The sequence below is a fragment of the Enterobacter sp. 725m/11 genome, from assembly GCF_011683705.1.
Taxonomy (GTDB): Bacteria; Pseudomonadota; Gammaproteobacteria; order Enterobacterales; family Enterobacteriaceae; genus Enterobacter; species Enterobacter bugandensis.
Genome location: NZ_JAAQOK010000049.1, coordinates 19,047 through 31,635 on the forward strand (window position 1 = coordinate 19,047; position 12,589 = coordinate 31,635).

Below are 12,589 nucleotides of genomic sequence, written 5' to 3' on the forward strand. Positions count from 1 at the left end.
ACGTTTTTCATGCATCGGTCATATAAATGAAAGCGGGTTGTCATCTGAAAAGTTAAAAATAATGGGTTAATCAGACTGATTAGCAGGCAAAAAATTTTGGGATGTACGGGAATGGCGGTTACACTTCACCCGCTGATTATTTGACTACAGGAAAGAATGGATTGTGACCAAACTCAAACTTCTGGCATTGGGCATCCTTGCCGCGACCGCAGTTAGCACCGCTCAGGCGGAAAGTCAGTGGACGGTGGGTGCGGGCGTTGGCGTCATTAACAGCCCATACAAACAGTATGACCGCGATGTTTATCCTGTACCCGTTATCACCTATGAAGGCGATAACTTCTGGTTCCGCGGTCTCGGCGGCGGCTACTATCTGTGGAACGATACGGCCGATAAGCTTTCTATCATGGCCTACTACGATCCAACGCACTTCAAGCCAGGCGACAGCGACAGCCACGCGCTTCGCCAGCTCGACAAGCGCAAAAGCTCCATGATGGCCGGGCTTTCATACGTGCATAACACCCAGTATGGCTTCCTCCGTACAGCCCTGGCGGGTGATACGCTGGATAACAGCAACGGCTTTATCTGGGATCTGGCGTGGTTGTATCGCTATACCAACGGTGGGCTCACCCTGACGCCGGGTATCGGTGTGCAGTACAACAGTGAAAACTACAACGACTATTACTACGGCGTCTCTAAAAACGAGTCCCGTCGCAGTGGGCTGAAAAGCTACAGCGCCGATGATGGCTGGGATCCTTACCTGGAGCTGACCGCGAGCTATAACTTCCTTGGCGACTGGAACGTCTACGGTACCGGCCGTTACGAGCGTCTGAGCGACGAAGTGAAGGATAGCCCGATGGTTGATAAGTCCTGGGCTGGCATCTTCTCGGTGGGTGTGACCTACAAGTTCTGATTGTGCATTATCGCGGTGCAATCATTGCATCAAAACGGGGCGCTTGCGCCCCGTTTGCTTTGGTGTGGTGCAGCGACCTTATCGCTTAACGATGCGAATTGTCTGCCCTAAACGAGAAGGCTTTTCCTCGCTCGCTTTCTGCGGGGTGGTTACGCAGGCCGTTTCCACGCAGACGAACGTTTTGTAACCGTCATCAGGGATGTCGGCCATGCTGATGGAGAGTGCAGGCCCCGGGTTCCAGCCAACCACGTTGCTGTGATGGTGATGAACCACCTCAATGCCGCGGTTAAGAGCACCGTCGTGGATCACGCTGCACGCTTCCGGATGCAGATAGACGCGGTCAGTACGGTCAGGGAACGCCTGAACGCCGTCGCTCAGCTTACCTTCCTTCGCGTTATCAACTTTGTCGATAAAGGTATCGCCCAGGCCGCTCACCTTCACTGCATTGATGTCACCCACGTTGAAGTAGGTATGCAGGGCAGAGGTGGTCTCGAACTCGCCGTGGGCTTCCAGCTCAATCTCGCAGCTCTGACCCAGTTTGAAGCGGGCATACAGGGTGAAATCATGCGGCCACAGGGCGCGGGTTTCATCATTAGCCTGCAGCTCAAAGGTCAGCACTGCGCCGTTGTCATCTTCGTTATGCGCTTTCAGCGTCCACTGCTGGTTACGGGCGAAACCGTGAGAAGGCAAACCCGGCTGTACGGACGGGCCAAACCACGGCCAGCAGATCGGTACGCCGCCGCGAATCGCATCCCCTTTTTTGAACGAGGTGGCGTCACTCAGCCACAGCGCCTCCGCTTCGCCTTCCGGTTTCCAGGAAAGCAGGTGTGCGCCGTTCAGCGCCACGGAGGCTTTAACGCGCGGGTGGTCAACGACGATAACGTCGGCACCGTCAATCTGACGGCGGGAGAGCACAGGGGTAAGTTGTTCGACTACCGGAAGTGCAAAAATTTTATTTATCATTAAGCAATCCTCTGTCTAAAAAACAATAAAAAAGGCGACCGAAGTCGCCTTTTTGGATCAATCACTCATCTCAACTTATTTGGAGATGTGAGCGATCAGGTCCAGTACTTTGTTAGAGTAGCCGGTTTCGTTGTCGTACCAGGAAACCAGTTTCACGAAGTTGTCGTTCAGTGCGATACCTGCTTTAGCATCGAACACGGAAGTGCACACTTCGCCGTTGAAATCGGTAGATACAACGTCGTCTTCGGTGTAACCCAGAACGCCTTTCATTGGGCCTTCGGAAGCAGCTTTGATTGCTTTCTTAATTTCTTCATAAGAAGCAGCTTTTTCCAGACGAACGGTCAGGTCAACAACGGATACGTTAGGAGTTGGAACGCGGAACGCCATACCAGTCAGTTTGCCATTCAGTTCTGGCAGTACTTTACCTACAGCTTTAGCAGCACCGGTAGAGGATGGGATGATGTTCTGAGCCGCGCCACGGCCGCCGCGCCAGTCTTTGTGAGACGGGCCGTCAACGGTTTTCTGAGTAGCGGTGGTCGCGTGAACGGTAGTCATCAGACCTTCGATGATGCCGAAGTTGTCGTTGATCACTTTAGCCAGCGGTGCCAGGCAGTTGGTGGTGCAGGATGCGTTAGAAACGATGTCCTGGCCAGCGTAAGTTTCGAAGTTTGCACCGCGAACGAACATTGGGGTGTTGTCTTTGGAAGGACCAGTCAGAACAACTTTCTTCGCACCCGCAGTGATGTGTTTACGTGCAGTTTCGTCGGTCAGGAAGATACCGGTTGCTTCAGCAACAACGTCAACACCGATTTCGTTCCATTTCAGGTTAGCTGGGTCTTTCTCAGCAGTAACGCGGATGGTTTTGCCGTTAACAACCAGGTGGCCGTCTTTCACTTCAACGGTGCCGTCGAAACGACCGTGAGTTGAGTCGTACTTCAGCATGTACGCCATGTATTCAGCGTCCAGGAGATCGTTGATACCAACGATTTCGATGTCAGAACGTTTCTGAGCAGCACGGAAAACAATACGGCCGATACGGCCAAAACCGTTGATACCTACTTTGATAGTCATATATTCCACCAGCTATTTGTTAGTGAATAAAAGGTTGCCTGTAAAATTACAAAAACCTTACGCAGCGTCAAGCGGAATCGTGTCAATCATTGCGACAAATCAATCCTGTGACTAACGTTTGTGCGACTGACTCGCCTCACTTTCCCTTTGAGCTTGCAACCACATGGGGGCTGCGTCCGGAATTTTAAAGTCCTCGCAGGATAAAAATGTGAACGTGATCACAATTGCCTGACCGCCTTTTCGCGACACATAAGTTTAGAACAAAAGTGCACGCAAGGGTGTTAATGTTTTGTTAGAATCCGGGTTAAAAGATGTCTGTTTCTACAGCGAGATGTAAGCATATGTCGAACCAACATAACCCTGACGATTTGAAAAAAAACCTCACAGAAATGCAGTTTTACGTGACCCAGAATCACGGCACGGAGCCGCCATTTACCGGGCGATTACTGCACAACAAGCGAGACGGTGTCTATCACTGTCTGGTCTGCGATGCCCCGCTGTTCAATTCACAAACGAAATACGACTCAGGCTGCGGCTGGCCGAGCTTTTACGAGCCGGTGAGCGATGACGCAATCCGCTATCTGACCGACTCGTCGCACGGTATGGTGCGCACGGAAATTCGCTGCGGTAACTGCGACGCGCACCTGGGGCACGTCTTCCCGGATGGTCCTCAGCCAACGGGTGAGCGTTTCTGCGTGAATTCAGCCTCAATGAGCTTCACCGATGATGAAAACGGCGACCAGATTAAGGGTTGAAAAAACGATTCAGCAAATTATTCCTTTGAAAGGGAGAGATCGTGAATATTGAGGACATGATTAACGGGATGACCCCGGAAGTTTATCAACGTCTGGTGACCGCCGTTGAGCTGGGAAAATGGCCGGACGGTGTGGCGCTCACGCCTGAGCAAAAAGAGAACAGTTTGCAGTTGGTGATGCTGTGGCAGGCGCGCAATAACACCGATGCGCAACACATGACTATCGACACTAACGGTCAGATGGTGATGAAGAGCAAGCGCGAGCTGAAGGAAGATTTTGGCATCACGCCGAAGCCGATTGCGACGATCAAAATGCAATAACGGTGCGGGTTGATGCCCTCACCAGGCCCTCTCTCTGTGGGAGAGGGCCTGTGTCTTACTACTTATGCGGGATCCCGAGCGACTCCGCCAGCTGTTTCGCTAACTGATTATTGTCGTCCGCTCCGTACTCCCAGAACATCGCCCCGGCGAGGCCTTTCTCTTTGATGTAGTCCGCCTTGATCGCGACAGAACGCGGATTCTCATACGAAATCGCAAACAGCGCGTTGCCATCGGCACCCTTTGCCGAGAGCCACGGTACCTTCGCCTGGTCGTCCCAGTGTTCGGTAAAACGTTTCTGCGGATCGTTCAGCAGCTTCTTCACGATATCGTTGTACTTCACGTAGGTATCTTTAGTCAGGTCATAGCCGAGCGACTTAAACAGGGCGATCTCCTGCGGTCCAAAGTAGGGCTGTGTGACCGGATTTTTTTGCGCGTCCGGCTTGCTCCAGTCAATGCCCGGTTCAACCGCACGTTTCGGTACGCGGCCGTAAAAACCGATCCCGAGGTTCATCTGCTTCGGCTTAAGTCCGGCGGCCAGATAGTTGTTCACCACAAAATCGACGCTGTATTTGTCGGCGGCAGCCACCGTTGGCCAGGCGCTGGAGTCATACAGGTTCGCGTTGAAGTACTGTGTCCCGTACGCCATGTCGTAGGTCATCAGGTTGATGTAGTCGAGGAGCGGGGCGATGGCTTTGACATCCACCCAGCTTTTCGGACTTTCCGCATTCGCGCCCACCGCAATGGTCACCAGCTTTTTCTGCCCGAACGCGTCGCGCATCTCTTTCAGCAGGGCGGTGAAGTTATCTCTGTCGGCGGGCTGGCTTGCAACCAGCCCCCACGCGCCGTTGACTGGATATTCCCAGTCGAGATCGATCCCGTCCAGACCGTATTTCTCAACAATTTCCTTCGTGGAGCGGATAAACACCGCGCGACTTTCTTTGGTTGCCGCTGCGCCAGAGAAACCGCGCGCTCCCCAGCCGCCAACGGAGAGCAGGACTTTCAGGTTCGGGTTTTGTTTACGCAGGGTCGGGATAAGGGCCAGATCGGATGCCACTTTTGGCGACAGCCAGATTTGATGCAGCTTCGCCGGATCTTTCAGCGCAGGGTTGGTCTCATCTTTCTCGTTGTTATAAACAAGACCAAACGAGTAGTTCAGATGGGTGATCTGACGAACGTCCAGTTTATTGATATCGCCACCCGGTCCGGCGGTGACGTCGCCACCCCCGTTAAAGTAGCCCACGGACATCAGAGGTGCGGCGGAAGCAAGCGACGCGCAAAGCAAGGGTAATGCTGCCAGCAGGGGCAAACGTTTCATACAAGTTCCTCTTTGACTTAATAAAAATAACCACGCCACAGAAAAGGCGTGGCGAAAAAAACAGCCTGAAGAGAATAGCATTGCCGCTTCGCTGAGGATGCGAGGGAGTTCACTTTATGAGGATTGGGGAGGGGTTTTGCCGGGTAAGCGTCAGCGCCACCCGGCTTAAAAGGCTACGCCTGCGTTTCCTGCCAGTCTGCCAGCGTATACAGCGTTGCACCTTCGGCGGCCATATCCATAAACGCCTGGGCGCTGTCCTGTGGTTGAATGTTCACCCCACGACAGCCGTCGGTGATGACGCTAACGGTATAACCCAGCTGGAGCGCGTCCAGCACGGTAAACTTCACGCAGTAATCCGTCGCCAGACCCAGCACGATCAGCTCCGTGATTTCATGGTGACGTAACCACGCATCCAGCGCCGTCTTCTGGCGATGCCCGTTATCGAAAAATGCGCTGTAGCTGTCGATAGCCGGGTTTTCACCTTTATGGAACACCGCGTCGATGGCCTTCTGATTCAGGAGCGGGTGCAGCTCCGCTCCTTCGGTCTGCTGTACGCAGTGATCCGGCCAGAAGGTTTGCGCCAGACCGTCGAGTTCACCCTGGGTGAAAGGCTCAACGTTGTGCTGGCTGGCAAAGCTGCCGTGGTTCGCCGGGTGCCAGTCCTGGCTGGCGACAACCGCTTCACCGCGGGCTTTGCACCAGCCAATCAGGGTATTTGCCACGTCAACGGTGCTGTCACCTTCGGCGACGGCCAGCGCGCCGCCCGCGCAGAAATCATTTTGCAAATCGACCAGTAGCAGGGCGCGTTGCTTCATGAGAGCTCCTTATTCGTCCGGGGTCAGCTCGCCGCGAAGGTTTTGCATCATTGCGCGGCGAATGGACTGAATGTCCAGATCCTGACTCAGTAAATAGTGAAGTTTAGTCAGCGTCGCCTCAACGGTCATATCGAAGCCGCTGATCACCCCCGCGTGCGCCAGCGCGTTGCCGGTGGCATAGCCGCCCATATTGACCTTGCCAGACATGCACTGGGTCAGGTTTACCACCACAATTCCGCGCTCGCTGGCTTCCTGAAGCTCCTTCAGAAATTCGCCGTTCTGCGGAGCGTTGCCGACGCCATAGGAACGGAGGATCAGCGCTTTCACCGGCTGGCGAAGGAAGTTGCGCACCACGTCCGCAGAGATGCCCGGATAAATGGTGACCACGCCAATTGGCTGCGGGGTAATCGGATGCACAATCAGCTCGCCGGCGGTGTTCGGTGCCGGAGGCGTTCCCAGACGACGGATATGAATACCCGCTTCCAGCAGCGGCTGCAGGTTAGGGGAGGCAAAGGCATCAAAACCGTCGGCATGGGCTTTGGTGGTGCGGTTGCCGCGATACAGGCGATTGTTAAAGAACAGCGACACTTCGTTGATCGGGTAATTCGCCGCCACGTACAGGGAGTTCAGCAGGTTGATCTGCCCGTCCGAGCGCAGCTCCGCCAGCGGTATTTGCGACCCGGTGACGATCACCGGCTTGCTCAGGTTCTCCAGCATGAAGGAGAGCGCCGAAGCGGTGAACGCCATGGTGTCGGTGCCGTGCAGGATCACGAAGCCGTCGTACTGGTCGTAATGGGCTTTAATGTCATCCGCGATGTGCTGCCAGTCTTCCGGCGTCATGTCGGAGGAGTCCATCAGCGGCTCGTATTCGTGGATGGTGAAGTCAGGCATTTCCGGACGGTGGAATTCAGGCATCAGCGCAAGCTGACGCTGCAGATGGCCGGAGACGGGGATATAGCCATTTTCAGAGCGCTGCATACCGATGGTACCGCCAGTGTAGGCTACATAAATCGATTTCTTCTGCATGGTAGTGAGTTCTTGTTCTTCAAAAGAAAAAAATCCCCTCTTCACGGGAAGAGGGGACGGTTTTTAACGGACGTTCGCGCAGGTCAGGCAAAACGCGTAACGACTTTGTGGATCGTTAAAGGCCGCGAGCTTATCGCTTTCCGCCTTCATCGCTTTCGCAGCCGTGGTCACCGGGGCCGGCAGGTACGCCTGCAGCGCCTCCGGCAGCATGGCGCGTACGGAGACGGACATACTGTCCATCACCATATCGAAGAACGACGGTTCGTCCTGATAATACTCAACGTGCCACTGCTTGAGCTTCGCCAGTTCGGCGGCTTTCTTCACCGCGTCGTCGAAGTCGCCCAGGCTGTCGACCAGACCGTTACTCTTCGCATCCTGTCCGGTCCAGACGTGGCCCTGAGCAATCTGGTCGATCTGTTCCGGCGTCTTTTTACGCGAGTCGGCAACCAGAGTGATAAAGCGTTTATAGCCGTTCTCAATGCTCAGCTGCATCATCTCTGAAACTTCCGGCGGCAGAGATTTGGTCATCGACACATCCGCCAGAGGCGACGTGGAAACACCATCGGTATGCACGCCCAGATAATCCAGGCTGTTTTCCACGGTGTTAATCACCCCGAAGATGCCAATCGAGCCGGTCAGCGTGCTTGGGTTCGCCACAATATAGTTGGCAGGCGTGGAGATCCAGTACCCGCCAGACGCGGCCATGCCGCCCATGGATACGACGACCGGCTTGCCAGCGGCACGCGCTGCGGCCAGCTCGGCGCGGATCACTTCGGAAGCGCTAACGCTGCCGCCAGGGCTGTTCACCCGCAGGACAATCGCTTTCACTTTCGGGTCAAGGCGTGCATCGCGGATTTGCGACGCGGTAGTATCACCCCCGACGTTCCCCGGGGTTTCCTGACCGTCCATGATAGCGCCGTTAGCAAACACCACGGCTACGCTGTCGCCGCTGTCGTCCGGCTTTTTCGCAGCATAGTCATACATGCTGATGGCGCTGTAGTTTTTGTCCTCTTTGCTCCAGCCAAACTGTTTGGTCAGGGCTTTTTCGATATCTGCACTGGTGCCCAGCGCGTCAACCAGCTTGTTGTCGAGCGCATATTTCGCGGTATCTCCGTCGACCTTGCGCAGTCCATCCAGCACGCCGCGAGCGCCAGGGAACACCTGCTCAGCGGTAATTTGACGGTTAGCGGCAACGGTACCCAGATAGTTCTGCCACAGCTCGCCAATCCAGCGGCTGTCCGCTTCACGGGCGGCAGGGGACATATCGTCGCGGATAAACGGCTCCACGGCAGATTTATAGGTGCCGACGCGGAAGACGTGGGTGGTGACCTTCAGCTTATCGAGCAGCGATTTGTAGTACAGGCCGTTGGTGGCAAAACCGTGCAGATCGACCGTTCCCTGTGGCGAAAGCCAGATCTTATTGGCGAAGCTTGCCAGATAATATTGCCCCTGGCTGTAGCTGTCGCCCACGGCAATCACCGGCTTGCCGCTGTCGCGGAACTCGCGCAGCGCTTTACCGATGTACTGCATAGAAGGCTGGTCGCCGCCGGCAAAATCTTTCAGATCCAGCACGATCCCGGTGATGTTTCGGTCGTCTTTGGCCTGACGGATAGTATCGACGATATCGAACAGGGAGTTCTCCTGCAGGCGGTCTGACGTCGCGCCAAACAGCTGGCGGCCGATCACCCCCAGACGGTTGCTGGTGGACGGTTTATCAACGATCACGCCGGTGATATCGAGTAACAGGGCCCCACGAGTCGAATGCTGCGCCTGATTCGCGTTGCTGATATGCATCCAGATGCCCGCGCAAACCAGAACCAGCAGGATGAAGAAGATGTTCATCACCAGGTTGCGGACGAAGTTGAGCAGTCGCCACGTCCATTTAAAGAAACCGGCAAAGATTCGCCAAAGGGTTCGCATGTATTCTCCCTAACCAGAAAATGACTGTTTCCGTCGCCACTGGACGGTAATGTTGGGTTATCGTAATGACCCAACCGCCACTTGTCAGCAGGAATCGCCTGCCAGGCTGTAACAAAATCTGCCGTCGTGTTAATTTTGTGAGTAAATTTCAAGAAAGGAGTTAACCAATGGATGCACTCGAACTGCTTGTTAACCGTCGTAGCGCGTCACGTCTGGCCGAACCCGCCCCTGCGGGCGAGCAGCTGGAAAACATTCTGCGTGCCGGTATGCGTGCGCCGGATCATGGCACGCTGCAGCCGTGGCACTTCTTTGTGATTGAAGGCGAAGGCCGCGATCGCTTCAGTCAGCTGCTGGAGCAGGGGGCAGTTGCCGCCGGGCAGGATGAGAAAGGTATCGACAAGGCGCGTAACGCGCCGTTCCGCGCCCCGATGATTATCGCTGTCGTGGCGAAATGCCAGGCCGACCATAAGGTGCCGGTCTGGGAGCAGGAAATGTCTGCCGGCTGTGCAGTGATGGCGATGCAGATGGCCGCCGTTGCGCAGGGTTTTAACGGTATCTGGCGCACCGGGCCGCTGACCGAGAGCGCCGCAGTGCGGGCAGGATTCTCCTGCGGTGAGCACGACAAAATTGTCGGTTTCCTTTACCTCGGCACCCCGCAGCTTAAAGCCTCCAGCACCATTAGCGTGCCGGACACCACGCCTTTCGTCAGCCGTTTTTAATTACACGCGCTAAACTGTCTGGATTCTGAGCATCCACCGCAGAATTCAGACAGTCATACTTACCTCTTTATGGAATGAGCGCTACCATAGCGCGATTGAGATGACAGGAGACGTCCATGAGCGAGCAAACCATTCGTTTAACGCAGTACAGCCACGGAGCCGGTTGCGGTTGTAAAATTTCCCCGAAAGTGCTGGAGACCATTCTGCACAGTGAACAGGCGAAGTTTGTCGACCCGAACCTGCTTGTCGGCAACGAAACGCGTGACGATGCGGCGGTTTATGACTTAGGTAACGGCACCAGCATTATCAGCACCACTGACTTCTTTATGCCGATTGTTGATAACCCGTTCGACTTCGGGCGCATCGCGGCCACCAACGCCATCAGCGATATCTTCGCCATGGGCGGTAAGCCGATCATGGCCATCGCCATTCTGGGCTGGCCGATCAACACCATTCCACCGGAAATCGCCCGCGAGGTGATTGATGGCGGGCGTTTCGCCTGCCAGCAGGCGGGGATTGCGCTGGCCGGCGGCCACTCGATTGATGCGCCAGAGCCGATCTTCGGCCTGGCCGTTACCGGCGTGGTGCCGACCGAGCGCGTGAAGCGCAACAGCACCGCGCAGGCGGGCTGCAAGCTGTTCCTCACCAAGCCGCTGGGCATTGGTGTGCTCACCACCGCTGAGAAAAAATCCCTGCTCAAACCGGAGCACAAAGGTCTGGCGACGGAAGTCATGTGCCAGATGAACCTCGCCGGCGCGGCGTTCGCCAATATCGACGGCGTAAAGGCGATGACCGACGTCACCGGTTTTGGCCTGCTGGGGCACCTCTCTGAAGTCTGTCAGGGCGCGGGCGTGCAGGCGCAGGTCAGGTATCAGGACGTGCCGAAGCTGCCTGGCGTGGAAGAGTACATTGCCCAGGGCGCGGTTCCGGGCGGTACCCAGCGCAACTTCGCCAGCTACGGGCACCTGATGGGCGAAATGCCTGAGGCGTGGCGCAACCTGCTGTGCGATCCACAAACCTCCGGCGGCCTGCTGCTGGCCGTCACGCCGGAATCCGAAGCCGAGGTTCAGGCAACCGCCGCCGAGTTTGGCATCACCCTGACGGCGATCGGCGAACTGGTGACCGCCCGCGGCGGCCGACCGATGATTGAGATCCGTTAATTCGATGCGGTTGTTTATTGCCGAAAAGCCGAGCCTGGCCCGTGCCATCGCCGACGTGTTGCCTAAACCGCATCGCAAAGGCGACGGCTTTATCGAATGCGGTAACGGGCAGGTGGTCACCTGGTGTATCGGCCACCTGCTTGAACAGGCGCAGCCGGACGTCTACGACAGCCGCTACGCCCGCTGGAACCTCAACGACCTGCCCATCGTGCCGGAAAAGTGGCGTCTTCAGCCTCGTCCGTCCGTCACCAAACAGCTCAACGTCATCAAGCGCTTCCTGCATGAGGCAACGGAGGTGGTCCACGCAGGTGACCCGGACAGAGAAGGGCAGCTGCTGGTGGACGAAGTGCTGGACTATCTTGAGCTGGCGCCGGAAAAGCGCCAGCAGGTGCAGCGCTGCCTGATCAACGACCTCAACCCGCAGGCCGTTGAGCGGGCGATCTCGCGCCTGCGTTCCAACAGCGAGTTTATCCCCCTGTGCGTCTCTGCTTTAGCGCGCGCCCGAGCGGACTGGCTGTACGGCATCAACATGACCCGCGCCTACACCATCCTCGGGCGTAACGCGGGCTATCAGGGCGTACTCTCCGTGGGCCGCGTGCAGACGCCGGTGCTGGGGCTGGTGGTGCGTCGCGACGAAGAGATCGAGAACTTCGTCGCCAAAGATTTCTTTGAAGTGAAAGCGCATATCGTCACGCCTAAAGACGAGCGCTTTACCGCCGTCTGGCAGCCGAGCGACGCCTGCGAGTCGTACCAGGATGAAGAGGGGCGTTTGCTGCATCGTCCGCTGGCGGAGCATGTGGTTAACCGCATTACCGGCCAGCCGGCCATCGTTACCAGCTATAACGATAAACGGGAATCAGAACCCGCGCCGCTGCCGTTCTCCCTTTCTGCTCTGCAGATTGAGGCCGCGAAGCGCTTTGGCCTCAGCGCGCAGAACGTGCTGGATATCTGCCAGAAACTCTACGAAACCCACAAGCTGATCACCTACCCGCGTTCGGACAGCCGCTATCTGCCGGAAGAGCACTTTGCCGGACGCCACTCGGTGATGAATGCCATCGGCGTCCACGCGCCGGATCTGCTCCCGCAGTCCGTCGTTAACCCGGACACCCATAACCGCTGCTGGGATGACAAAAAGGTCGATGCCCACCACGCGATTATCCCGACGGCGCGCGCCAGCAGCGTCAACCTGACCGACAACGAAGCGAAGGTCTATAACCTGATCGCCCGTCAGTACCTGATGCAGTTCTGCCCGGACGCGGTGTTCCGCAAGTGCGTCATCGAGCTGGAAATTGCCAAAGGCAAGTTTATCGCTAAAGCGCGTTTCCTCGCGGAAGCGGGCTGGCGCACGCTCCTCGGCAACAAAGAGCGCGATGAGGAGAACGACGGCACGCCGCTGCCGGTGGTCGCTAAAGACGACGAACTGCTGTGCGAGAAGGGCGAAGTGGTTGAACGTCAGACCCAGCCGCCGCGCCACTTCACCGATGCGACGCTGCTGTCAGCCATGACCGGGATCGCCCGCTTTGTGCAGGATAAAGATCTGAAGAAGATCCTGCGCGCCACTGATGGACTGGGTACGGACTGTCTCTTATACACATCTGACGCTGCCGACGACGGA

The 12,589-nt window shown here is 56.4% G+C and carries 12 protein-coding genes; 6 read left to right on the forward strand and 6 right to left on the reverse strand.

Annotated elements, in window-relative coordinates:
• Positions 1-163: 163 nt before the first annotated feature.
• Entirely contained in the window at positions 164-910 is a 747-nt protein-coding gene (locus tag HBA26_RS18500) for a MipA/OmpV family protein (protein WP_041910477.1), read from the forward strand.
• 78 nt (positions 911-988) lie between these two features.
• On the opposite strand, the gene HBA26_RS18505 is transcribed toward HBA26_RS18500, so the two are convergent.
• Both HBA26_RS18505 and gapA read right to left on the reverse strand, forming a co-directional pair.
• On the reverse strand, positions 989-1,873 hold the full coding sequence (locus tag HBA26_RS18505; RefSeq protein WP_045261609.1) for a D-hexose-6-phosphate mutarotase: 885 nt from the start codon (positions 1,871-1,873) through the stop codon (positions 989-991).
• Between the two features lie 75 nt (positions 1,874-1,948).
• Complete coding sequence (gapA, locus tag HBA26_RS18510) at positions 1,949-2,944, reverse strand: glyceraldehyde-3-phosphate dehydrogenase (RefSeq protein ID WP_006809136.1); 996 nt, start codon at positions 2,942-2,944, stop codon at positions 1,949-1,951.
• Between the two features lie 341 nt (positions 2,945-3,285).
• Here gapA and msrB point away from each other — a divergent pair, with 341 nt between their 5' ends.
• Both msrB and HBA26_RS18520 read left to right on the forward strand, forming a co-directional pair.
• Positions 3,286-3,699: a peptide-methionine (R)-S-oxide reductase MsrB gene (gene msrB / locus HBA26_RS18515; protein WP_028012770.1), complete on the forward strand. Its 414-nt coding sequence runs from the start codon at positions 3,286-3,288 to the stop codon at positions 3,697-3,699.
• A gap of 41 nt (positions 3,700-3,740) precedes the next feature.
• Positions 3,741-4,019 (forward strand): YeaC family protein, encoded by a 279-nt coding sequence (locus tag HBA26_RS18520; protein ID WP_028012771.1) that lies wholly within the window; start codon positions 3,741-3,743, stop codon positions 4,017-4,019.
• Between the two features lie 58 nt (positions 4,020-4,077).
• On the opposite strand, the gene HBA26_RS18525 is transcribed toward HBA26_RS18520, so the two are convergent.
• The 4 genes from HBA26_RS18525 to sppA all read right to left on the reverse strand — a co-directional run bounded on the left by HBA26_RS18525 (position 4,078) and on the right by sppA (position 9,095).
• A complete protein-coding gene (locus HBA26_RS18525) occupies positions 4,078-5,334 on the reverse strand; it encodes a glycoside hydrolase family 18 protein (RefSeq protein WP_126345730.1) in 1,257 nt (418 codons plus the stop codon).
• A 173-nt stretch (positions 5,335-5,507) separates the two neighbouring features.
• Complete coding sequence (pncA, locus tag HBA26_RS18530) at positions 5,508-6,149, reverse strand: bifunctional nicotinamidase/pyrazinamidase (protein WP_126345729.1); 642 nt, start codon at positions 6,147-6,149, stop codon at positions 5,508-5,510.
• Positions 6,150-6,158: 9 nt separating this feature from the next.
• Positions 6,159-7,175, reverse strand: coding sequence for an asparaginase (ansA, locus tag HBA26_RS18535; RefSeq protein ID WP_028012774.1), 1,017 nt, complete (start codon positions 7,173-7,175; stop codon positions 6,159-6,161).
• Between the two features lie 63 nt (positions 7,176-7,238).
• The gene (gene sppA, locus HBA26_RS18540) at positions 7,239-9,095 is read right to left on the reverse strand and encodes a signal peptide peptidase SppA (RefSeq protein ID WP_063153844.1); all 1,857 of its coding nucleotides are present in this window, start codon (positions 9,093-9,095) and stop codon (positions 7,239-7,241) included.
• Between the two features lie 167 nt (positions 9,096-9,262).
• Between sppA and HBA26_RS18545 the strand changes: the two genes are divergently transcribed.
• The 3 genes from HBA26_RS18545 to HBA26_RS18555 all read left to right on the forward strand — a co-directional run.
• On the forward strand, positions 9,263-9,814 hold the full coding sequence (locus tag HBA26_RS18545; protein ID WP_045261605.1) for an NAD(P)H nitroreductase: 552 nt from the start codon (positions 9,263-9,265) through the stop codon (positions 9,812-9,814).
• A gap of 116 nt (positions 9,815-9,930) precedes the next feature.
• Positions 9,931-10,974 (forward strand): selenide, water dikinase SelD, encoded by a 1,044-nt coding sequence (gene selD, locus HBA26_RS18550; protein ID WP_166720974.1) that lies wholly within the window; start codon positions 9,931-9,933, stop codon positions 10,972-10,974.
• Positions 10,975-10,978: 4 nt separating this feature from the next.
• The coding region (locus tag HBA26_RS18555) for a DNA topoisomerase III (protein ID WP_166720975.1) at positions 10,979-12,589 on the forward strand (1,611 nt) is incomplete at its 3' end.